The organism is Ruminococcus sp. AF37-20 (assembly GCF_003460465.1).
Taxonomy (GTDB): domain Bacteria; phylum Bacillota; class Clostridia; order Oscillospirales; family Ruminococcaceae; genus Hominimerdicola; species Hominimerdicola aceti.
Map to the genome: position 1 here is coordinate 13,705 of NZ_QTVE01000012.1, position 22,259 is coordinate 35,963.

General features: G+C 42.3%; 21 protein-coding genes and 1 pseudogene. 14 read left to right on the forward strand and 8 right to left on the reverse strand.

Annotated features, from left to right (window positions below):
- Positions 1–250 precede the first annotated feature (250 nt).
- The gene (locus tag DW015_RS08870; RefSeq protein ID WP_117905383.1) at positions 251–724 is read right to left on the reverse strand and encodes a GNAT family N-acetyltransferase; all 474 of its coding nucleotides are present in this window, start codon (positions 722–724) and stop codon (positions 251–253) included.
- Between the two features lie 97 nt (positions 725–821).
- Positions 822–1,577, reverse strand: a complete 756-nt coding sequence (locus tag DW015_RS08875) for a tRNA threonylcarbamoyladenosine dehydratase (protein WP_117905384.1) — start codon at positions 1,575–1,577, stop codon at positions 822–824.
- Between the two features lie 227 nt (positions 1,578–1,804).
- Here DW015_RS08875 and DW015_RS08880 point away from each other — a divergent pair, with 227 nt between their 5' ends.
- Both DW015_RS08880 and DW015_RS08885 read left to right on the forward strand, forming a co-directional pair.
- Positions 1,805–3,955, forward strand: a complete 2,151-nt coding sequence (locus DW015_RS08880; RefSeq protein ID WP_117905385.1) for a Tex family protein — start codon at positions 1,805–1,807, stop codon at positions 3,953–3,955.
- Positions 3,956–4,177: 222 nt separating this feature from the next.
- Positions 4,178–4,903 (forward strand): LytTR family DNA-binding domain-containing protein, encoded by a 726-nt coding sequence (locus DW015_RS08885; RefSeq protein WP_117896549.1) that lies wholly within the window; start codon positions 4,178–4,180, stop codon positions 4,901–4,903.
- A 166-nt stretch (positions 4,904–5,069) separates the two neighbouring features.
- On the opposite strand, the gene DW015_RS13435 is transcribed toward DW015_RS08885, so the two are convergent.
- On the reverse strand, positions 5,070–5,327 hold the full coding sequence (locus DW015_RS13435) for a hypothetical protein (protein ID WP_181979885.1): 258 nt from the start codon (positions 5,325–5,327) through the stop codon (positions 5,070–5,072).
- Positions 5,328–5,430: 103 nt separating this feature from the next.
- On the opposite strand from DW015_RS13435, the gene DW015_RS08890 reads away from it, so the two are divergent.
- The 3 genes from DW015_RS08890 to DW015_RS13875 all read left to right on the forward strand — a co-directional run bounded on the left by DW015_RS08890 (position 5,431) and on the right by DW015_RS13875 (position 7,068).
- Positions 5,431–6,228 (forward strand): ATP-binding protein, encoded by a 798-nt coding sequence (locus tag DW015_RS08890; protein ID WP_118164179.1) that lies wholly within the window; start codon positions 5,431–5,433, stop codon positions 6,226–6,228.
- A gap of 122 nt (positions 6,229–6,350) precedes the next feature.
- Positions 6,351–6,947: an accessory gene regulator B family protein gene (locus DW015_RS08895; RefSeq protein ID WP_117896547.1), complete on the forward strand. Its 597-nt coding sequence runs from the start codon at positions 6,351–6,353 to the stop codon at positions 6,945–6,947.
- Positions 6,934–7,068: a hypothetical protein gene (locus DW015_RS13875; protein WP_278306138.1), complete on the forward strand. Its 135-nt coding sequence runs from the start codon at positions 6,934–6,936 to the stop codon at positions 7,066–7,068. Before DW015_RS08895 ends, DW015_RS13875 begins: the two co-directional genes overlap by 14 nt.
- A gap of 539 nt (positions 7,069–7,607) precedes the next feature.
- Here the strand turns inward: DW015_RS13875 and DW015_RS13440 are convergent.
- Complete coding sequence (locus DW015_RS13440) at positions 7,608–9,806, reverse strand: hypothetical protein (RefSeq protein ID WP_207659366.1); 2,199 nt, start codon at positions 9,804–9,806, stop codon at positions 7,608–7,610.
- On the opposite strand from DW015_RS13440, the gene DW015_RS13595 reads away from it, so the two are divergent.
- From DW015_RS13595 to DW015_RS08935, 7 genes are all read left to right on the forward strand, one after another.
- Positions 9,789–10,145, forward strand: coding sequence for a hypothetical protein (locus DW015_RS13595; RefSeq protein WP_207659367.1), 357 nt, complete (start codon positions 9,789–9,791; stop codon positions 10,143–10,145). The two genes, DW015_RS13440 and DW015_RS13595, sit on opposite strands and share 18 nt — an antisense overlap.
- A gap of 128 nt (positions 10,146–10,273) precedes the next feature.
- Positions 10,274–10,969 carry a LytTR family DNA-binding domain-containing protein gene (locus DW015_RS08905; protein WP_015558963.1) on the forward strand — a complete coding sequence of 232 codons (696 nt, stop codon included), beginning with the start codon at positions 10,274–10,276 and terminating at the stop codon, positions 10,967–10,969.
- A gap of 5 nt (positions 10,970–10,974) precedes the next feature.
- On the forward strand, positions 10,975–12,264 hold the full coding sequence (locus DW015_RS08910) for a sensor histidine kinase (protein ID WP_157864625.1): 1,290 nt from the start codon (positions 10,975–10,977) through the stop codon (positions 12,262–12,264).
- A gap of 67 nt (positions 12,265–12,331) precedes the next feature.
- Positions 12,332–12,973 (forward strand): accessory gene regulator B family protein, encoded by a 642-nt coding sequence (locus DW015_RS08915; protein WP_081855890.1) that lies wholly within the window; start codon positions 12,332–12,334, stop codon positions 12,971–12,973.
- 153 nt (positions 12,974–13,126) lie between these two features.
- Positions 13,127–13,282, forward strand: a complete 156-nt coding sequence (locus tag DW015_RS08925) for a cyclic lactone autoinducer peptide (protein WP_022127260.1) — start codon at positions 13,127–13,129, stop codon at positions 13,280–13,282.
- Positions 13,283–13,316: 34 nt separating this feature from the next.
- Entirely contained in the window at positions 13,317–16,634 is a 3,318-nt protein-coding gene (locus DW015_RS08930) for a cellulose binding domain-containing protein (RefSeq protein ID WP_181979888.1), read from the forward strand.
- A gap of 16 nt (positions 16,635–16,650) precedes the next feature.
- Complete coding sequence (locus tag DW015_RS08935) at positions 16,651–17,514, forward strand: hypothetical protein (RefSeq protein WP_022127262.1); 864 nt, start codon at positions 16,651–16,653, stop codon at positions 17,512–17,514.
- Between the two features lie 38 nt (positions 17,515–17,552).
- Here the strand turns inward: DW015_RS08935 and DW015_RS13305 are convergent, their stop codons facing one another.
- The 4 genes and pseudogenes from DW015_RS13305 to mobC all read right to left on the reverse strand — a co-directional run bounded on the left by DW015_RS13305 (position 17,553) and on the right by mobC (position 20,522).
- The gene (locus DW015_RS13305; RefSeq protein ID WP_147337900.1) at positions 17,553–17,792 is read right to left on the reverse strand and encodes a hypothetical protein; all 240 of its coding nucleotides are present in this window, start codon (positions 17,790–17,792) and stop codon (positions 17,553–17,555) included.
- Positions 17,752–18,345, reverse strand: coding sequence for a recombinase family protein (locus DW015_RS08940; RefSeq protein WP_015558960.1), 594 nt, complete (start codon positions 18,343–18,345; stop codon positions 17,752–17,754). The genes DW015_RS13305 and DW015_RS08940 overlap by 41 nt, the downstream gene beginning before the upstream one ends.
- A gap of 18 nt (positions 18,346–18,363) precedes the next feature.
- Positions 18,364–19,953: pseudogene (locus tag DW015_RS08945) on the reverse strand (relaxase/mobilization nuclease domain-containing protein); the annotation flags it as partial.
- Positions 19,851–20,522 (reverse strand): plasmid mobilization relaxosome protein MobC, encoded by a 672-nt coding sequence (mobC, locus tag DW015_RS13910; protein WP_015558958.1) that lies wholly within the window; start codon positions 20,520–20,522, stop codon positions 19,851–19,853. The gene mobC and the pseudogene DW015_RS08945, both read right to left, overlap by 103 nt.
- A gap of 1,052 nt (positions 20,523–21,574) precedes the next feature.
- On the opposite strand from mobC, the gene DW015_RS08955 reads away from it, so the two are divergent.
- Positions 21,575–21,868: a hypothetical protein gene (locus tag DW015_RS08955; protein WP_117905389.1), complete on the forward strand. Its 294-nt coding sequence runs from the start codon at positions 21,575–21,577 to the stop codon at positions 21,866–21,868.
- Between the two features lie 165 nt (positions 21,869–22,033).
- A complete protein-coding gene (locus DW015_RS08960) occupies positions 22,034–22,204 on the forward strand; it encodes a hypothetical protein (protein ID WP_022126880.1) in 171 nt (56 codons plus the stop codon).
- Positions 22,205–22,259 lie beyond the last annotated feature (55 nt).

The following is a 22,259-nucleotide window of genomic DNA, read 5'->3' on the forward strand; positions in this document are numbered from 1 at the left end:
TTCGGCTGTTAACCGAAGGGTCGTTGGTTCGAGTCCAACAGGGGGAGCCATGGAGCTGTAGCTTTTGCTACGGCTCTTTTTTTGTATATATGATTTTGTATTGAAGTTTGTAAATGTAATGTATGGAAGCAGTGCTTTCGTATGCTTACGCTAATGTAAGTGTGCGAAGGCCCTTTTTGTCTAAAAAAATCACAGCACCTGTTAGAGTGCTGTGAAGAGGGAGCTGTTCGATAAATGGGAATTTGACGAATTAAAGCTTACATATCATAATGTACTCTTCTTCGTTTTCGTCAGTTATTTCAAATCCAACATTCTTGTACATATTAACTGCATAGTTTGTTTTTTGAACGGCAAGTGATGCTTGCTTATATTTTTCTGTTTTCAGTAGATCAATCATTGATTTCATCAAAGCAGTTCCTATTCCATGGTTTCTGTATTCTGGAAATAATGATATTGCAAAAGATGGGGTTTCATTATCAACATGACCATAATCATTCATAATACGAACCCATACGGCACCCACAATTTTTTTGTCAGACTCTGCAACAAGACAGTAATCTCCACTATGCTTTCCAAAATCTGATATATATACCTGTAATTCAGGTTTATTAATAATATCTTTTGGAGGTGCTTTGACACCTTCGGGAATAAATATTGCCCCATATAAAAAATCGCTTAATATTTTATATTCAGTTTCTCTTATATTTCTAATTGTATAGTCCATAGATTACCTCTTCAAATTCCGATTAGTCGGACAGTTTACCCTACTGATTATAAAACCATTATACCACAGCTAATCAGCGGTTCGACCTTTGTTTGTATTATTTCTTTGCAAGATCTTTAATAACTTCGCCTGCCACGATAAGTCCAACTACCGACGGCACAAATGCTGTTGAGCCTGGAATATCACGGCGCACTGTGCATTTTCTTGCCGTACCAGGAGGACAAATGCAGTTCTGACGGCATGAAATAGCCATATCTTCTATCGGTCTGATAGGCTGTTCCTCTGAGTAAACAACTTTCAGCGACTTTATGCCTGCCTTTTTAAGCTCTCGTCGCATGACTTTCGCAAGTGGGCAGACCTTTGTCTGATAAATGTCCGCCACACGGAATGCTGTAGGGTCAAGCTTGTTGCCTGCGCCCATTGAGGATATAACAGGTACTCCTGCAACGTCTGCTCGCTTTATTATCTCCAGCTTGCCTGTAACAGTGTCAATGGCGTCGATAATGTAATCATACTGAGTAAAATCAAACTGATCCGCTGTGTCAGGCATATAAAAACACTTGTATGTGTTCACCTTTATGTCAGGGCAGATGTCGTGAACACGCTCCTCCGCCACGTCTACCTTGTATTTTCCTACTGTTTTTCTTGTGGCAATTATCTGACGATTGATGTTGGTCAGACACACTTTGTCATCATCTATAAGGTCAAGCTCGCCTACACCGCTTCGTGCAAGGGCTTCAACTGCATATCCGCCTACACCGCCTATGCCGAAAATCGCAACCCTGCTGTTGCTGAGCTTTTCCATTGCTTCTTTGCCGAATAAAAGCTCGGTTCTTGAAAACTGATTTAGCATATAAACACTCCTGAATACTGTTTTATTCTTCTATGATATCATATCTATGCCCTTTTTTCAAGTGCATTTTTGCCTGCTTTTATTAATTTTCTGATTGATTCTATATGTATTATATAATATCTTTGTTACAGTTTTCGACCGCATTTTCGTTGCGTTTTTATCGAAAATGTGCTATAATATTATATGTGATAATACGCAAAAAAGTAATAAAAAGGATTGGTAAAAACATGGACATTAACAAGACCCTTGCGGAAGAATTTAAGCTCAGACAGGAGCAGATAGACAACACTGTGGCACTCCTTGATGACGATAAAACTATACCGTTTATTGCACGATATAGAAAGGAGCTTACAGGCTCGTTGGACGATCAGGTGCTTAGAGAGATCGCTGACAGGCTCACTTACCTGAGAAATCTCGAAAAACGTAAAGGCGAGATAATCTCTTCTATCACTGAGCAGGAGAAAATGACAGACGAGATAATGTCTGCTATCGCAAATGCAAAGACCCTTGTGGAGGTGGAGGATATCTACAGACCTTTCAAGCCGAAGCGTAAAACAAGGGCTTCGGTGGCAAGAGAAAAGGGGCTTGAACCACTGGCTGAACTTATCTTGACCCAGGATAAGAAATGCGACCCGCAGGTCGAGGGGGCAAAATTTATCAACGAGGACAAGGGCGTAAAGTCTGCGGACGAAGCTTTGCAGGGTGCAATGGACATAATCGCAGAGGATATCTCTGACGACGCTGACCTTAGAAAATACATAAGAACGCTGTTTTCGCAGATAGGCGTGATAAGCTCAAAAGCGTCTGACGAGAATACCGAGTCGGTGTATGAGAACTATTATGACTACGCTGAGGCTGTGGGAAAGATAGCAGGTCACAGAGTTTTGGCTTTGGACAGAGGCGAAAAAGAGGGCGTTCTGAAAGTATCAGTGAATGTCCCGGAGGGCGCAGGGGAGAGAGCCTGCGTGTCAAGATATGTGAAAAACAAGTCAGAGTGCGGACAGCTTGTTACGGCGGCTTGTGAGGACGGCTATAAAAGACTTATTTATCCGTCCATAGAGCGTGAGATTAGGGCGGATCTTTCAGCAAATGCTCAGGAGGGGGCAATAAAGGTGTTCTCTTCAAATCTCAGACAGCTTCTTATGCAGCCACCTGTTAAAGACACTGTTACCCTTGGTCTTGACCCGGGATATGCTCACGGTTGTAAGACCGCTGTAGTGGACGCTACGGGCAAGGTGCTTGACACTGCGATAATCTACATTACTCCGCCAAAGAAGGATACAGAGCGTGCTAAGCGTATTCTGACGGGCTTTATAAAGAAATATGGAGTTACGACTATCTCCATAGGCAATGGCACTGCTTCAAGAGAAACGGAGCAGTTCACAGCCGAGCTTATCAAAGAAATTCCGCAGAAAGTTTCTTACATGGTGGTGTCTGAGGCAGGCGCTTCCGTTTACTCCGCTTCAAAGCTTGCGGCTGAGGAGTTTCCTGAGTATGACGTTTCACTGCGTTCAGCAGTATCAATAGCACGCCGTTTGCAGGACCCTCTTGCAGAGCTTGTAAAGATAGACCCAAAGGCAATAGGTGTTGGACAGTATCAGCATGATATGCCAAAGGCGAGAATGGACGAGGCTTTAAAGGGCGTTGTTGAAGACTGCGTAAACTCAGTAGGCGTTGACCTTAATACGGCTTCATACTCATTGTTGTCATACATATCGGGCATTAACATGACGGTGGCAAAGAACATTGTTTCCTACCGTGAGGAAAACGGAGCTTTCACCGAAAGAAAGCAGCTTATGAAAGTTCCGAAGCTTGGCGCAAAGGCTTTTGAGCAGTGCGCAGGCTTTTTGAGAGTGCGTGGCGGAAAAAATCCGCTGGATAACACCGCTGTTCACCCTGAGTCATACAAGGCAGCACAGGCGCTTATTGACAGGTGCGGGCTGAGCCTTGCGGATATGGGCGACGTAAAGCAGATAGCTGAGAAAGTCAATGCAATGGGCATGAAGAAGCTTGCCGCAGATATCGGCATTGGTGCTCCGACGTTAAAGGACATAGTAGGGGAGCTTGAAAAGCCGGGTCGTGACCCTCGTGACGAGCTGCCGCCACCGCTTATGAGAAGCGGCGACATTATGGAGCTTAAAGACTTGAAACCAGGCATGGAGCTTATGGGCACAGTGAGAAATGTTATAGACTTCGGAGCGTTCGTTGATATCGGCGTTCACGAGGACGGACTTGTACATATTTCTCAGATGTGCGACAGATATATAAAGCACCCTCTTGAGGTCGTAAAGGTCGGGGAGGTAGTTAAGGTTTGGGTAATTAACGTTGACCTGAAGAAAAAGCGTATTTCGCTTACTATGAAAAAGCCTAAGGGGTAAGGGATCCAAAACGAAATAAGTTGGAAAAGTCCTAAATAAGTGGGACGTTGGTCTTACACTTTTGCGGCAGACTGAAGGGCTGTTAGAACAGCCCTTTTTTTGTTTGCAGCCAGGTGTGGTCTTGACGCAGGGAGCTGTGAAACGCCTTATGGCTTGACCTTACGGTATAATTATGGTAATATAAAATCGTACATAGACTATGTTATAAAAGGACGTGAAAAAATGCGGATCGCAGTTTGTGATGATAATGCTGTTTTTCTTCAGTTTTTTAAATCTATGCTGGCAAATGAACTTGAATCAAGGTCGGTCAAAGCTGAAATAGAAACGTTTACCAAAGCTGAGAGTTTTTTTTACTGCCATGGTAAAAAGCCTTTTTCGGCTATATTTCTTGACCTCGATATGCCTGAAATGACCGGTTTTGAAGTCGCGCGTCAGCTAGGTCAGAATGGTAATTGCTTCGTGATCTTTGTGACAAGTCATCAGGAGCTGGTTTATGACAGCTTTAATTTCAGACCGCTGAATTTTATCTGCAAAGATCCTGACGCCGATGTTATGAAGGATAGGCTTCATATGGTAGCAGGACAGCTGACGGACGCATTGAAGCAGGAAAAGACAGTGGTTTTGGAGAATAGGGAGCAGGGAAGGATCTCTGTAAAGCTTCGGGATGTAACTTATATAGAGAGCAATAGCCACAGCATCATATATCATTTTGCAAATAATAAGGATACTATTGCAGTCAGAGATAGCATTGGCGAGATAGAAGAAGCTTATCGTAAATTTGATTTTATACGGGTGCATAAAAAATATATCGTCAATCTGAAATATGTTTTTAACATAAGCCGTTCAAATGAAACAGTGATCTTCAAAAGCGGTTCAGAGCTTCCCATGAGCCGAGGATATAAGAATGCAGTTGACGACGCTTTGACTGAATATCTGAGGAGAAAGTGATGACTATTACATTGTGGACGATATTTGAGATCTTGATAAACTTTTATCAGGGCGGTCTGGAAACATGGTTTATATATAAATTTCTTACGCCAAGATCTCATGAAAGGGCTAAGATATGGGCTGTTATATTTGCCGTTTGTGAAGGCTGTCTAGTCACTGTTTTTAATTATTTCACTGTATTTGAGGGCTTTGGAAGTGCTTTGTACTGGGCAAGTCTGCTTGTTTTTGCGTTTTGCTTTTTTAGTGACAATGCAGTAAAGAAATTTCTTTCCATATCCCTCTCGCAGATTGCGATCTTGTTGATAACGTCATTGGAACTAAATGTTGTATCGTCATTTTTTAAAATATCCCTCAGGAAGCTTGTGGTCGAACAAAGCTTGCTTAGATTTGTGACGCTTATAATGATCCAGATCTCTATATTCATTGTATTTAGATTAATACTGATGGCCTTTAAACATACAGATGATTATACGGCTTCAGATTGGGTTACGATAATTGCAGTGCTTATTATTTCGTTTTCTCTCGTTATGGTAATACATGAACTGTCCCTTTCGGCAGACGATGGCCATAGGCTGTATATAAATCTGTCATATATGCTTGTCTTTGTTCTTAATATACTTATATTCTGGATAATAAATTCTTTGATAAAAAAGAATCGGAAGCTCAAGGAAATGGAGATAGTCAAACTAAGAGAGCAGTATCTTGAGCAGTTTATCGGAAACGCCGAGTCGCAATATGACGCCATGAGAAAACTAAGGCATGATATAAAAGACAAATATGAAACGGTCAATGAACTGTTGAAAGTCCAAAAAATAGATGAAACGAGAAAATTTATCTCAGAAAGCTTTGACCTTATCGAGAAGTCGGAGTCCTATGTTAAAACGAAGAATAATATTGTAAATGCTATCGTTAACGCAAAGCTTACGATGGCTTCTTCCTTGGGGATAAAAATATCGTGTATAACAGTTTCAGATTTTGAGGGAATAAAGGGAACTGACCTTTGCGACCTGTTGAGCAACACGTTGGAGAATGCTATAACGGCATGCAAGGAAATAGCCGACGACGCAAATAAATTTCTGTATCTGAAGATCGACCGAGAAACGGATACATATACGTTTTTGATAAAAAATTCAATAGATCATTCTGTTATGGATAGTAATCCAAGGCTTACGACCACAAAGGCTGATAAAAAACAGCATGGTCTGGGGACCTCAATAATCAGAGAGATAGCAAGAAAATATAATGGCAGATGCGATTTCTATGAGTCGGAGGGAATGTTTTGCTGTCAGGTAACATTGATGGCAGATACAACGGTCCTGAACTGATCGTTCGGGGCCGTTGCTGCATTTCGTGACAAAAACCTGCAACTCATTCCAAAAAGCTTGACATATTGCTGTTATTCTAGTAAAATTCAAATTAGGGTAAGACAAAAGCGAGGCGGTAGTTTATGGATCTTGTTGTATCGGGTATACTTAATTTTTTGACCGAGCAGGAAGCTATCGGCAAAGCAGATGAGGTGCAGGATTTTTATCGGTATGGCATAGAAATAACTATCTCATCAATGTTAAACATTGTGCTTGTATTGCTTATGGGAGCATTGACAGGGCATTTGCTGGAAAGCGTAATATATTTGGCAGTGTTTATTGCTGTCAGGGTTATTACCGGAGGGTATCATGCAGATACATATTTCAGATGCAATCTGTTGATGTGTTCAACATTTATTGCTACAGCTTTTCTTAATGACAAGGTATGCGGATATATAAATATATGGGTGATCGCTGCCTTGGTTGTGTTTGAAGAGATAATAGCTTTTGTATTCTGCCCTGTGGAGAACAAAAATAAGCCTATAGAAAAAGAAAAAAAGCCAAAGTTCAAAGCGATGGGAATGATAGTTTTTCTGTTGCTTGATCTGTTTGGCGGGGCGATTATCAATAGATATCAGACGGTTGGATCTATGATCCTGTTAACAAATCTATTAATTGCAGTTTTAATAATATCAGCGAAGATCAAAGAAAAGAGGTGTGATAAGAATGAGATCATTTAAGAAATTGATTGCCAGCCTTATTGCCAGAGCAACTAAGAGAATGGGTATAGCTGCCTGCGGATGTGCATCAATGTATGGTGGCTATCAAGCTAAAGAGCCAAAAAACATTTACAAGAATTAAGCGTAAAGCTACAAGAATTACGATAAGCATTACAAAGTCTTTATCATTTCCCCTTTAAATCTTGTGATACTTGTAAATGAGGTAACATTAGCAGGAAGATAACTTCCTGCTGGTGTTACCGTTTTTTTTATTTGTAGTGAGTTCAAGCTTTTGACAGTGAGTAAATTTGCTTTTAGGCAAAAAAAATTACGCCCTACAAAAGGATGCGCTGTACTATTCGGTTTTCAAAGAACGGGCGGAGGCTATAGAGAAAGCCCCCTCACTTTCCATGCCGAAAAGTTGAGGGGGCTAAAACCAAGTTTTTTAATTTCCTAAAAGATTTTTGAGCTTTGCTCTGATTTTTGTCGAAGGCATAAAGAAAGAGTGTCGGAGATTGCCGTCCCCGTTCGGCTGGGGATACACGGTCAGAATGTGGGTGTCGCTTGCCGCCTTTCGGAAAGGGACTTGTTGGCAAGCTCGCTTTCAGGAAAATAGGCGGTGGCGGAATGATCCGTCACCGCCTATTGTATTTAGGTTATTTCGATTTCGGAAGCGTCGGCTTATTTAACCTCGGATTTCTTTCTCTTTTTGCCGCTTACGCCCAGCAGAGTCAGAACGCCGCCGCTGACGTACAGAGCAGCCAGCCAACCCATGTGGTTGCTGCTGTCACCGGTCTGAGGACACTTGGTGGAGTCGTCATTTCCTGGCTTATTGGTGTTATTATCACTGCTGCCTGTATTGTCGGTGTTGCCGCCGTCGGGGAGCTTGTCGATGACCGTATTCTCGCTGCGCTTGGCGCCGCAAACGGTGCATTCCTCGTGCTTGATGCCGGTGGCCTCCTTGGTAGCGGCCTTGTCGATCACCCACTGGAAGCTGTGTGCTGCCGTGTCGGCCTTGTCGCCGCACTCGCACTCATGCCAGTGGTTGGTGCCGTCATACTTCCACTCTGTACCGTAGCTGTGGGTATGATTGCTGCCTGTTGCAGGGATCGGTGCGGTTTCAAGAACCTTCTTGCAGACGGTGCATTCCTTATGCTTAGTGCCGTCGGCGGTTTCGGTAGCTGCCGTGTCAACGATCCATTCGCTGGCGCTGTGAGCCTCAATATTGGCCTTATCGCCACACTCGCACTCATGCCAGTGATCGGTGTCGTCATACTTCCACTCGGTGCCGTAGCTGTGGGTATGGCTTGGAGGCGCATCCTTATAGGTGGCCTCGAGCTTCACATCATTGCCGGGCATGGTGAAGGTGGTAGTCGCCTTGGTGGCGTCTGTCAGAGTGACATTGCCCTCCAGCACGACCCACTTGTCAAAGACCTTGCCTGCCTCCGGTACGTCCGCCGTAACGGTCACAACGGTGTTCTGCGCGATCTTGTCCGTGATGAGTGTCCCTGCGGCAACGGAGGCTGTGCCCTTGATGACCGTGACCGTGAACTCGGTCGCAGCGGAGTTCTTTACGAACCTTGTCTCGCCGCAGTCGGCACGCTGGCAGGTGTAGAGAATTCCTTCGCTCTTGCCCTGTTTTGCAGGTTTGCCACCGTCCCAGTCGTGGCTGAGCTTATTAACGACATGACCGTAGCGGATAATCTGTCCGCAGCCGGCTGTACACTGCTGGTCGCCGCTATAGCCTGAGGTGGTGCATCCTGGCTTAACCTCATTGATCAGCTTGTAGTTATCGGCAATTTCGTGGAGGGACGGGGTTGAGACGCCCTTATGCGCGATCCTGTCGCACGCTGTGCAGTACTGGTTGCCGGAATAGCCCCTCTCTGTACAGGTCGCTGTTCTTACATCCCGCAGTTCAAGGGGACCGCTATGCCTGAAGTCGCCGGTCTCGCCTTTTACGGTGCCGCCGCAAGCCGTGCAGCGGTAGTCGCCCTCATAGGCGCGGTGTCGGCAGTCGCCCGATTTGGCGTTATAGCGTTTGCCGCCATGGCTCGCGTCTGTGGTTGCCGAGTTGGCCGTGCCGTAGTAGTACAGCGGCTGCAGTGGACCGGTATGACCGGCGTTTGCAGGTGGGTAGATATCCGAACCGGCACTGATGACATGGCCGCAGTCTGCACAGGCGGTGTCGCCGGTGTAGCCCTTACGGTCGCAGACCTGCTCCTTCGCGTTGAGCAGCGTTGTGCCGCCGCTGTGGTCACAGCCTGCATAGACAGGCTCAAAGAAGAAACTGCCGCCGCCGGGGGCACCCATGGCGCTGAACTCTGGGATCGTGCAGCCCCACTCAAGGGCGGAGCCGTTGGTCACCAGCTTGAACAGGGTCTTCGCCTCATTGGTATTCCAATTTCTAGTAACAGGTATGATGTCATACTCATTGTATTCGCGGCGATACTCCACCTTCCAGCCGATGTCTTTCTGACCGGTTCTCTCCTCGGGATAAAGCCTGATCTTGTCGCCTGGCTTGACGATCATACGGGTTGCCCGGCCGTTTTTCACCGTCACAAGGGCGGTGTCCTTTGTCCAATCGCCGTCAATTTCTTTCGTCTCTTTGTATTCGCAGACGCTGCATTCAGCTTCCATGCCGCCTTTATCGCCCTCGGTATCAGGGTTTTTGACCACATTCCAGCGGCCCCAGCTATGGGGAACCATGATGAACTCCTCGCAGCCGGGAACCTTGCACTTTTCGGGGTGGGCATAGCCGGACTCAAGGATGAGCTGCTCCACCGTCTTGGTCGAGCCGCCGATGTTGAAGGTATACTCATAGATGCTGCCGAAGCCGGTGCAGTCCCAGTTCCAGCCGTAATCATGGACATGGCTCTTCACAGGAACTATATAGTCGCAGACGGAACATCTGAGCACATCGACTCTGCCGCCGCCCACTGCGTCATAGCTTCTGTCAAGCTCAAAGGTATGCGAGAAGATGCGCTCCTTGGAGCCGGTGGTCATATAATGCGGTTCGTAATAGCCTGCTTCAAACAGACACGGGAGCTTGTGACCGTCGCATTTCGGGTCGCCGCCCACGACACCGTCATGGGTAACCCCATGCTTATCGACCCAAGTGACATAGTATCGCGGCGTTCTCTCGCTGTCTTCTGTGAAGCACTTATAAGTACACCCACTCTTAAATCAGGCAATAGACCATATTCGATGAATATAAAATAACGCAACATGAGGCTATGTCTCCGAAACTATTAATGGAGGCATAGCTATTTTTTCTCTTGAAATAATCTCTCCGATGTGGTATAATGATAACTGATACATAAAGCATGACCAATTGTGAGGTGATTGCTATGAATATTGCTATCGTTGATGATGAACCTGTATTCTTAAAACAACTTCATAACAGATTAAGAGAAATGAAACTCCCCGACTGCGAAATACACGAATTTACAAGCGGGAGAGACTTATTGAGTTTCTATGTCAAGGGAATGTATGAAGTCATCATACTCGATGTTGAAATGCCCGATCTGACCGGATTGCAGACCGCTGAAAGAATCAGACAGATAGATGGTTCAGTTATTATTTCTTTCCTGACGAATTATGCCGAATTTGCCGTTAAGGGCTACGATGTGGGAGCGTTTCGCTATATATTGAAAAATCAGCCAGACTATGTATATACCAAACAGCTAAATTCTATCATTGCTGAGTGCCAGCAGCGATTTAGAACTTTCACTTTCAATAATAAAAATCTGTCATTCAAGTTCAGGCTGACAGATATTCTTTACTTTGAGGGACATAGAAGAAAGGTATCACTATTCACAGTTAATGGTGAATTGGAGTACGGCGGCGATTTTTCAACTGTGTGTGGCGAGTTGTTAAAGTACAATTTCGCTATTATAAACCGTGGAATACTTGTAAATCTTGACCATATACAGAATATTACCAAGTACGATATTATTCTAAGCAACGGCAGAAAAATCCCCATAGGCAAAACATATAAAGATGAGATAGTTGCTCGCTATCTTAACTATGCAACAGGGAGATGATCGAGTTGCCCGTATTGATTGAAAATATCATTGAGATTGTCAATGTAGCAATTGAAATGATGTTGGTATTCTTATACTTTTCCTTGTTGAGTAAGGCAAAAGTTAATAAAGCAGTTCTTTATCTGTCGTATCTTCTTTCTACTGTAATACTGTCAGCGACAGTTTTGTTGACAGATAATATTTTAGTGTATCTGATTACAACCATTATTCTTATTAGCTCCATGTCCTTTATTTGTTATGATGATTCAATCCGTCATAAAATATTTTGGAACATATTGTTTTTACTGATTATATCTATATCTGAACCTATTGTGATTGGATTACTTTGCATTGCTAATATGGGAACACCAGATGAATTCTTAGAGTCTGGTTTAGGACGTTATCTCGGAATGGTAGGCACAAATATAATTTATTTATGGCTTATAGGATTGATGCACCGCATAATAAACAAAAAAATTCGTGAACTGCCGATAAAATATTGGATATTGATAATAGTTATTCCAATCATAAGTATTTTTCTTTTACAAACAATGCTTGATGGATTTGTTGGCAGCAACACTTATAGTTATGTTTCTTTGGGCGTTTCTCTTGCAGGAATTATCTTTATAAACCTTGCTATGTTTAATTTCTTTGAAAGTTTTGAAGATAAGATAAAGTTAAAATACCTTGAAACAATAAAGCAACAGGAACAGGAAAACTATAAGCTGCTTACCCTGTCATACAAGCAAGTACGAGAGTTTAAACACGATATTGAAAATCAATTTTTAGTTCTGAATGATATGTTGGAAAACAATGATACTGATTCTGCTAAGGAATATCTTGTCAAGCTAAGCTCATTTGTAAGGCTTGCTAACAGACTCTGCTATACTGGTAATAATGCCGTCGATTCTATTGTGAACATCAAGGGTTCTCTTGCTCAGACATACGGTATAGAGTTTATTTGCAAGGTCAATATCATAACAAATATCAAGGCAGACGAATTGGAGTTGTGCCGTATCATCGGAAACGCTCTTGACAATGCAATAGAAGGTTGCCAGAGAGCTGGTGTATCACATAAGCATATTTGGATAAGCCTAATGGAAGAACGAGAGAAGCTATTTATTGTCATTACAAATACATCAGATAAGGTAGATACATCTGTTTTAACATCAACAAAGAAAGAACAAGGGCTTCACGGCATAGGGATAAACAGTATCAAATCCTCCGTTGATAGATTGGGTGGGTTAGTAAGTTTCGATTATGATGACGGAATTTTTAAGCTGAACATTATGGTTCGTAATTGTTTACAAATTTAACTATTTGCATTTCGGGACAAGAAGACGACATTTGGGGACACTTTGAGACCTTTTTTCTCAAAACCTATTGAAAAAATTTGCAACTTGTGTTATGATTTTTGCAGGAAGTGATTCAGAAATGATTTCAAAACTTGCAAAAAGCATAGCACACTTTTTTGTGGTTCAGAACATAACGGAAGAATCCAAAGAGGTGATCTACGCATATGGAATGGAGCTGCTGATCTCTGATGTGCTGAATACCATTATCGTCCTGCTGATTGCTCTGTTTTCCCATACGCTGCCTGCGGTTGTTGTATTCATAGCCGTATTTATGGGGTTGAGACAGTTTGTAGGTGGGTTTCACGCTAACAGTCATCTTAGTTGTATGTTCACGCTTGTCATGGTGATGATGGTTTTCTCTTACGGCATTTGCAATGTAAGCGGACATATTACGCCAATATTCAGCATCAGTTTCATAATGATAGCATTACCAATCATTCTATGTATTGCTCCCGTTCCGCATCCGAATAAACCGATGTCAGAGGAAAAGAGTGTCAAGCTAAGGAAAAGAAGCTGCATCTTAGCTGTTACCCTATCCGTTGTCACGATTGCACTGCTTGTATTCCAATATCAAAAACTAAGCCTTTATGTATCAAGCGGAATGCTGCTGTCAGCAATCATGGCACTGCTCGGTCACTTTTTGAATCGGGGTGATAACAGTAAACGATGATAAGGAAAGAGAAAAACGGAGTATTTTGGCGATTGTAATTCTTGCTCTTGTAAGGCTGGTGCTGTATATCTCAAATGGCAGCGTTTGCGGTATTACGTTTTATCAACCGAAAGAGCCTGACTTATCTGAACTGTTTGAAAGGAGGGATTTGTAATGAAAAAGCTGATGAGCATAGCAAAGAAGGCTTCTACGGCACTGGCGGCTCTTGCGCTGGTGGTAGCTACCACATCAGTTCCGAGTGCTTGCTTCCATTGGTTCGCACAACCTGTAGAGCCAGAAGAGCTGAGAAACTATGTAAACAAGAAATAATTGGCAACTGTGTGTTGCAGAAATGTGGTATGAAATGGTTAAGAATAAGATTTTGAAACGTATCGTGGCAGGTCTTAGCTGTATTGCGTTATCTACAACTATGCTTACGAGTTTACCTGCTTTTGCCGATGATTATGTTGACGAATATCAATATTACTCAACGTTAGATCCTAATGGTGAAGAGTACCAAGAATGGAAATCAAATCTGGCAAGTTCTGCTGTAAGTGTTCCCCAAAATAGAATGCTTAAAAGTATTCTCAAAAATAATACTTTAATAGCAAATGACTACATTGAGTTCAACACTGCAAGTAATGGTCACTATACTATTGGTACAATAGGAGGAAACCCTAACAGTTCAACTGATGATAATAAAAAGATGCTTTTCGGTCATCCGGGTGGAGGAACATCAAAAACAACAATTGTTGTTGGTGAAAGCATAAATGAGTTTACATCATCAAATGTAACTTATGATGCTGATGGTTCTAAAAGTGTTTCCAAAGCTTCTTATGATGGTGTTGATGTCACACAAGAACTATCTATTATTGAGAATTCGGCGACTGGACGAGATGATGTTGTTAAGATTAAGTATATCGTCAAAAATGATACAGAATACGCCAAACAAGTGGGCATAAGAATTATGATGGACACTATGCTCGGTGGTAATGATGCTGCGCCATTCAGAGTAAACGGATCTGATGTAACAACTGAAACCGTATATTCAGGTTCTAATATTCCGCAAATATGGCAAGCCTTTGATTCCGCAACTAATCCCGGTGTAGTAGCACAAGGTACATTCTACAAATCGGGAGACAGAAAACCTGATAAAGTACAATTTACTAATTGGGGAAATGTAACAAGTACGCTATGGGATTATGTGACTCAGCCAGGACGATCTAATGGAGATAGTGCAGTATCCATCACATGGAACAAAGATACTTTCACCAGTGGTGAAACACGAGAATTTGTTACCTATTATGGATTGAGTGAGTTAGAACAGAATTTAATTCCTCCGTTAGCATTAAGTGTATACGCTGATAATAAGGTTAGTATTTCCAATTTTAATTATGATGATATAAATGCAAATGTATATTTGGATAATATTGGAGATGGCGATGCGACAGATGTATCGATAAAAATCACTGCTGATAACCTTGAACCAAAGTATGGAACCTCACTTACACACAATTATTCGGTAATAAAGCCAAGTAAAAGCTATTCAATTCCTTTGAAATTTATAGTTCCAACAGATTCAAAACATAATTCTGATATAAATGCAAAATTGGATTTTGAATTATCATACAAAGTTGCCAAGACCGGTGATACAGAAGTAAAGCGAATAACCAAAAACATAACAATTCCTAAATTGAAAAGAGCCGTTGTAGTAGTACCGGGAATAATGGGAATAGATCTTGCAAAAACATCAAATGATGAAAGTGTATGGGGATCTTGGATTGAACAGCCAAGTAACTTTGATGATGTTAAAAAAATTCACAATGCGTTCCAGTCGCTCAAATGCGATTACTACGGTAATAGTAATATTGAATTATATCCTGTTAATAATTATGGATATGATGATACTTATAAAGGAATAATTGAATCACTAAATAATGATACTGATATTTCTGATAAGTATGATATCTTATTTTTCCCGTATGATTGGAGAATGGGAGCGCAAATAACGGCTAATAATCTTCATGATCTTATTAGTGATTATAATGAGGTAGTTTTTGTTGCACATAGTATGGGTGGTATTGTTACAGAAAAATACATTTCGGAATATGGTGCTGATAATATTTCTAAACAAATAACTGCCGGAACACCATTTTGGGGTGCGCCAACGATGCTTTGCGTTTTAAGCACTGGTGATTTATCATATATCATAGGAGGACTCGGGGTAGCAGAATCATTATTTACTTCATTTGAACTTCCAAGTGTTTTGGTGAATTTAGGCAGTTGTTATGATTTGTTGCCAAATAAAGATTATACAGATGACTGGCAGTGGATATATTCATATAAACGAACTTATGATCATTGGTATGATTATTTTATAGATAACGGCAATTTTACGTATTTTACATTTGACGAATTTGATGAGCTGATTTCTGATGATTATAATAATTATCTTTGGACAGATGGAAAATATAACCATAGCCGCATAAAAATATCCCAAAACAATACTAATAATCTGAAAAGAATAGCATTAGTAGGAAGTAATAGAAATACCATTTCAACTATTCAACATTGTCCTGGCGATAGAGGATTGCAATTCGTTCCAGAATATGGTATTGGCGATAGTGTAGTTCCAATTGAAAGTGCAACAATGAATTTTAATCACGATCTTTTGGATATAAAAATCTTTGATCAAGATCATATGGGGTTAATACAGAGTCAGGAATGCATAGATGAGATATTAAAAAACATAAAAGATACAAAATCATTTATGAAGCTGCCCATGAGAACAAAAATGGCAAATAACAATCTTACATCTAATGCCATAGAAGAAACCAAGACACTTTCAAATAAGCTTGCTATTTCAGGTTATTTTGATTTATTCTTTTCAAACGAAACCTGTTCATATTATTACACAAATTCAGAGGTTCATGAAGGGAATAATTTTAAATTTGACCCTTTAACATCAGTTGGCAATCCGATTTTACTGGCTCAATTTGCTGATGATAATTATGATTGTAAAATCAATTCACTTGCTGATCAAAACACTGATATTATGTGCAATATTGATGGAAACATCTATTTGTATACCAATATCTCTGTGAATAGTGGATCTGTATTATTCTTAAATTTATCAGATGGTTCATTTTTTATTAACATTGATCTTGATAATGATGGTGAAATAGATACAACTGTTACGCCAACTATCAATCCAGGGGTAATTCAAGATGATGAGAAATCACCTGAAATAACAGTAGAATCTTGCAATGCAGGTATTAGTAACTCAAATACTATAAATCCCAATATAGTTATAACTAACAACTCTGACAAGCCTTTAAAAATGAGTGATATAACTATAAATTATGTATTTAATGCAGACAATAAAGAAAACCTTGAATACCATTGCGACTGGCTTGCTGTAGATAATCAATACTTAGGTAATACTTCGGTTTGTGAATTTGTTAATGACGATTACGGAAATACATATGCAAAAATCAAATTTAATACCGATGTTGAACTTCAACCTAATAAACAGTTTGTAATCCATTTTAGACTAAATGCAGCAGATTGGTCTAATTGGGATACATCGAATGATTATTCAATGGGAACAGAACAGCTATTGCCAAATGATAAAATAATTGTTTTTTATAATGAACAGCTTATAAGCGGTGTCCAGCCTTGAAGTAGAGGTTGAAGCAATGAAAAAAACAATTATAATTATAATTATATCATTATTAGTTACGGCAGGCACTTTTGTTTTATCTAAGTATCACAACAGAGATAAAATGATGACTCAAATGAATAAAGATATACAAGATTATTATTATATAAGCTGTCCAAATGGAAATGAGCTTGACATCAAGCAAAAGAGCAGTAATGAATATCAATACTCTATTCTTAGTTATCCTTTTAGCACAACAGAATACACTAACAAATTTACATTCAGATTAAAAGTGAGTCTTGATCAGAAATTCATATTTGAAAAAATCGGCTTATTGACAGGCACAAGCGGAGTAAACGCAAATACAGACTTTCCTAATTGTCTTATTAAAGAAAATGATTCTTCTCAATATCAACGTTTTTTTCTCCCCACGCCAGAAGAAGATAATGATGTTTCAACAATCCTTGGCGAAGGCAAAATATATGTATCATTCAAGAATGCAATCAATTCATCAGATATATCATCTGTAATAGATGAATATAGTGAATACGGAACAGTGACATGGCTTTGGGTCGATACTTACAATGATTCTGATTCAACACTACCAACGATTCAAAATCCTCAAAATGACGAAAGAGGAGTGTATGGTATCCCGTTGTTCTATGCTGGCGAAAAGCTCATTTCACCATTAGATAAGTTTGTTAATATAATAAATGATAAACACGCTTATTTGGAAGACGAATTTGAAAACATAAGAAACGGTATTAATACAGGTAAAGATACTATTAAGCAATCTGATATTAATATTATAGGTATTGTTTTATTGTCCCAAAAAGATTTGAACCGTAGTGCCATAATAAACGAAATCGCCATAAAGGGAAATGTCTATGTAGTTAACTAAACTATAAATTTATTGTTATCTTGTTTTATTGCCAAATACTATATTTTTCGTTCCACACAAGTCTGAATAGGCATTGTGGGGCACACCACAACAGGCACAAACTCTATTGGAACTGAATAACCGCAAGCCCTCGGAAATGCTCTTGTAAGCGTTTCTGAGGGCTTTTTCTTTTCAGCGGTTAGAATTCCGCTCCGCAGGCTCGGATAGTGATGTGTGGCATTTCCGTTCGCCTGACGGTCAAGCTGAGGTCGGCTCGGTGATGCCGTGACGGAGTTCATACTCACGCACACGGCGGTAGAAAGTATTTGCTGACATATTCATTCTCCGCATAAAGTCCCTGCCCGTGATGTGCTTGGCTCTCCATTCCCCATAGAGCTGACCGAACCTCGTCCAGTCGGTGGGGATAGGCTTTCGCCCGGTGTACTTGCCCTGAGCCTTAGCGATCTCGATGCCCTCACGCTGTCGCTGTTTGAGCTGCTCACGCTCCAACTGTGAGAGTGCAGCGAACACGGTGAGCATAAATTTGCCCGCAGGAGTGTCGGTGTCAATTTTCTCCTTGTGGCTGATGAGCGTTACTCCCTTGTCTGTGAGGGTGTCGATGATGTTCAGCAAGTCCTTTGTGGAGCGTCCCAGACGGCTGATACTCTCGATGTAGAGGGTGTCACCCTCACGCACATAGTCAAGCATTGCCCTGAGCTGAGGGCGGTCGGTGTTCGCTCCTGACAGCTTCTCGGAGAAGATGCGGTCAACCTGATAACTGCACATGATCTCCTGCTGTCTCGCTGTTTCCTGATGCTCCGTAGAAACACGGATATAACCTATTTTGCTCATAGTTGTTGTTTCCTTTCTTTATTCAAGTGTATTTTTATTTCTATGTTTAGCCTGTGTCCTCTGACGGCTTTTCTCACGCTCACGCTTCATCTGCTGTTCGTTGATGTACTGGCGCACCTGTCGGGTGTACTTCTTCGCCGTTTCACGCTTGGTGAGGAATGCGGTATGCTCGACATTAAGCCTGTTCCACTTCGATTTCAGCTTGTTGGACTTCTCCAAAAGGTCAAGCATCGTCGGCGGTTTGCCGTCAACAGCATACTTCTTGATATGCTCCTTGATGTACTTGACCGTCTGCTCGTAGTCCTCGATAGTGGCGGCATTTTTCTTCTTGAAACGGCTCTGCGACCAGCCCGATTTGCCCTGATACTCCTTGTAAACAGGCTCCAGCTCGTCACGGTGCTTCATCTTTGCAATGAGCGTGTCGATAGCTGTAAACTTCTTTTTCAGATCGGCACGCTCAGTTGTGTGGTCATCGGAGTGAGGTGTATTGAAGAAGAATCCAGACAGCTCGCTGAATGACATAACGCCACCAGCTTCAAGGTCTGCGATGATTTCGTTTGCTCTGCCCATACCTCTGATAGCTTTCCACGGATCTTCTTTCTTTTCAGGTGCTTTACTCTCCGTAGGTGTGGGCTGTGGTGTCCGGGCAGACGGTTCAGGCTTCGGATTGATAGCAGTTGCGTTAAGCATATCAAGCTGTGCCTGCCGTCTTGCTCGTCGGGCTGCAAAGAACTTCTCCACCTGTTCCGCAGCAGCTTTTCTCTTTGCGGTTTCACTTGTTTCGGTGATAGTTTCAGGCTCGGCAGATTGTTTCGGCTTTGTCGGTGCGGTGACTGTCTGTGTCGGCTTCGGCTCGGTCTTTGGAACAACAGGCTTCGGCGCTTCGATAAGCATATCGGGAGTGACATTCGCCGCTGACAGCTTTTCCTGTATCTCCGCTATCTGCTCGGCTATGCGTTCGGGGGTGAAGTCTGCGCTCAGGGTGTCGGCTCTTGTAAACTTCTGTTGACCGTCACCTGATAAACGGAATTTCAGCTTGACCTTATTGCTTGGCTTGTAAACATATTCGATACTGCACTCCGAACATTTTTCAAGAAAATCCTTGAAGTCACGGCTGTAAAGCATGACCTCCGCAATCCTGACACGGAGCTTATCTTTCCACGACTTGCCCTCTTTCTGCATATTCCTCTCAAAGTGAGATACCCCATGTCCCTTTTCAGGCTCGGAGATAACAGATATACCGTGTTCAGCACATATCTCGTCCGAAATCTCACGCAACTCTGCCCACGCTCTTTCAGACTTTCTGCCTTGATTATGCTCGGTGGTAAAGCTCAGACCGTTATACAGATTTGTGTTGTTGAAAATGATGTGGCAATGCAGGTGCGACTTGTCATGATGAACAGCAATGACATACTGATAATCGCCTTTCAGATAACGGTCGCACAGCTCCTCTCCGATCTGCATAGCTTGTTCGGGCGTGACTTCACCGGGGGCAAAGCTCTGTATCATGTGGTAGGCAAGGATTTGGGTGCGTCCTGTTCCTGTGTTTCGGACGGCTCGGAAGTCCTCGCTTGCTCCTGCGCTATCGGCTCGGCAAGCATAAGAGTTGACATATAAACCGTCGATGGTCTTATCATCTCTTGTGATGTAAGCGATCGCTGCGCTGACTGTTGCCCTGATCGTATGGATAGAAGTGTATGCCAAATTTCGTTTACCCCTTTCTTTATCTCGGTAATATCCTCGGCATAGATGTGACCTGTGCTGTAAAGTCGGACAAGTATCTGGTTGATGTTTGCTCCGATGCGTTTCATCAGACGGTTACACTCGGCAATTTCGGAACGGTCGGGCGTGAGATCAACCCTCGCCCGAACACAATCACGGATATACTCGGTCTTGTTCTTGTAACCGTACTGCTCACACTTGGAAAGAATGTCCTGCATTTCCGATTCGGTGAAACGAACATTGAGGGTGTAGGACTTCTTCTCCTTCTTGCGTTTCAGGTACTTGCGTTCATCGTCGGTAAGCTGGCTCTCGTCCTTGTCGGCAAGGCACTTGTCAAGGTCGGCTCTGACCTCTTTGTCAAGTGCGTGATTGATTGCTCCCTCGTAGGTCATACCCTCAAACTCCATAGCCTTGTGTTTGGGCGGTCTTCCACGCTTCTTTTTCTCGGTTTTCATAGTGGTGTCTCCTTTGTTTGTATTTCGGCGTTAGCCGATTTTCTTGACCGCTGTGCGGTCGTTTCGGGGCTTGGGGTGTCCCTAACAAGCATTTGGTATTTTCGCTCGCTGTGCGGCGCAAAATACAATGCTTGTTATTTTTGTTGCGCTGTAGCGCTATTTTCCAGCCTGTGGGATTTTCATATCACTCAGGCTTTCGATGCTCCGTCAGCGAATTTGGAGCTATGCGACTTAAACTCTCCGCCGCTTAGGTCGGCGGTCATACTCGCTCACGCTCCTGCGTGATGCACTCAATATCATCACTCTTGAAATTGTAAACTGGCTCAGCGCAGTTATTGCGCAGTCTGGGCGGCAGTCCTATGAAATATGCTCCCATAAGTTAATACCAAATTATTGACCGCTTCGTTAAGTATACCGCAGAAAAATTTTATGATGAAAATGATATGCAGGGGTGCGTGTGATCGTCACAACGTCAAAGCCCTTCACTTTTCTACCGGTGTTTTTGAGAAAATGGCGTTGTTTTTCAGAAAAGTTTACACTTTGTTCATGACGGTTCTCCCTTGTGCCTAAATTCAACAGCATATTTCTATACAGAATGTGAATAGGTCACGGCGGCACTCGGATAAAACCCCCTCTATATATACAAGCACGTTCAATCAGGAAACGGGCATGATTTTTATAAAAATAGTTGCTCCGTGATAATAATTCTCCGTATTGAATAAATCAGAAATGGTGACCTATGCAGTATGCAGTCAATGTGATATGGCTCGGATTTGCAATGCTCGGTCTGCTTTCTGCAAAATTCCCCATAACAATTTCACGAATGAAGAAGTTTTATGGCGCACTCAACTTCTTGCGCAATGCGAATAGACTTTTGCTGTCCGAGAATGCTATAATATTAGCATAGGGTATTATCCCTAAATCCAATACATTGGGAGGTGATGAGAATGAGTAAGAAAGCTAAGACCGAGGTTGATGAGAAGTCCGCTGTTATCATTACGGATGCTGTTCTTGCGTAGAATCAGGCAAAGCTCGACAGCTACGAAAAGTCTATCAAAGCTGTGCAGGAGCGCAGGCGCAAGGTCATCATTGATAGCAAGCTCTACACCTACGATAAGCTCTCACAGCTTTACGGCGGTGCGGAGGGACAGGCACTTCTCGATGCTGTGACTGCGGAGCATACGCTGATCGGCAAGCTGACAGCAAGCGGTATGACCTATGAGCAGATTGGTGAGCTGGCTGACGATAGTTCTGCCGATGCTGACAACAGCTCGGACGAAAGCTATTCCGAAAAGTACGCTAAGCAGATGAGCTTTTCAGAAACAGATCATTCCTATTCGGAGTAACATATATTCCGACAACAAAACGATTGCTGTGTAAGGGACGGCTCTGCCGTTCCGTACAGCACCTGTGCAGGCGTAACGCCCCTGCAACAAAAAGCCATTGCGTGTAGAGATAGATAATCGCAGGCGGAAAGGAGACACTTGCCAAGAAAAGATACAGGATTTACTTTGGCTGAGCTGAATGAGAGATATAAAGATAAGCCGACCAGCAAAGCCGTGTACGAAGTGGACGGTCAGCGTTATGCTGTGACAAGTCATTTCGTGGGTGAAAAAGACCTTGATAAGGTGCTTTATGAACTTGCTTTCAAAAGAGCGTTTCAGAAAACCGAAAAGAACTAAAAAGTTTTGAAAAAAGACTTGCCATATTCGGTTTTCTGCGCTATAATAGTTGTAT

Excerpts from the sequence above, each read along its gene's own strand:
- DW015_RS08870 (WP_117905383.1), bottom strand. The coding sequence starts at position 724 with ATGGACTATACAATTAGAAATATAAGAGAAACTGAATATAAAATATTA.
- DW015_RS08875 (WP_117905384.1), bottom strand. The coding sequence starts at position 1,577 with ATGCTAAATCAGTTTTCAAGAACCGAGCTTTTATTCGGCAAAGAAGCA.
- DW015_RS08880 (WP_117905385.1), top strand. The coding sequence starts at position 1,805 with ATGGACATTAACAAGACCCTTGCGGAAGAATTTAAGCTCAGACAGGAG.
- DW015_RS08885 (WP_117896549.1), top strand. The coding sequence starts at position 4,178 with ATGCGGATCGCAGTTTGTGATGATAATGCTGTTTTTCTTCAGTTTTTT.
- DW015_RS13435 (WP_181979885.1), bottom strand. The coding sequence starts at position 5,327 with ATGAATATAGAGATCTGGATCATTATAAGCGTCACAAATCTAAGCAAG.
- DW015_RS08890 (WP_118164179.1), top strand. The coding sequence starts at position 5,431 with ATGGTAATACATGAACTGTCCCTTTCGGCAGACGATGGCCATAGGCTG.
- DW015_RS08895 (WP_117896547.1), top strand. The coding sequence starts at position 6,351 with ATGGATCTTGTTGTATCGGGTATACTTAATTTTTTGACCGAGCAGGAA.
- DW015_RS13875 (WP_278306138.1), top strand. The coding sequence starts at position 6,934 with ATGAGATCATTTAAGAAATTGATTGCCAGCCTTATTGCCAGAGCAACT.
- DW015_RS13595 (WP_207659367.1), top strand. The coding sequence starts at position 9,789 with ATGGACATGGCTCTTCACAGGAACTATATAGTCGCAGACGGAACATCT.
- DW015_RS08905 (WP_015558963.1), top strand. The coding sequence starts at position 10,274 with ATGAATATTGCTATCGTTGATGATGAACCTGTATTCTTAAAACAACTT.
- DW015_RS08925 (WP_022127260.1), top strand. The coding sequence starts at position 13,127 with ATGAAAAAGCTGATGAGCATAGCAAAGAAGGCTTCTACGGCACTGGCG.
- DW015_RS08930 (WP_181979888.1), top strand. The coding sequence starts at position 13,317 with ATGGTTAAGAATAAGATTTTGAAACGTATCGTGGCAGGTCTTAGCTGT.
- DW015_RS08935 (WP_022127262.1), top strand. The coding sequence starts at position 16,651 with ATGAAAAAAACAATTATAATTATAATTATATCATTATTAGTTACGGCA.
- DW015_RS13305 (WP_147337900.1), bottom strand. The coding sequence starts at position 17,792 with ATGAACTCCGTCACGGCATCACCGAGCCGACCTCAGCTTGACCGTCAG.
- DW015_RS08940 (WP_015558960.1), bottom strand. The coding sequence starts at position 18,345 with ATGAGCAAAATAGGTTATATCCGTGTTTCTACGGAGCATCAGGAAACA.
- mobC (WP_015558958.1), bottom strand. The coding sequence starts at position 20,522 with ATGAAAACCGAGAAAAAGAAGCGTGGAAGACCGCCCAAACACAAGGCT.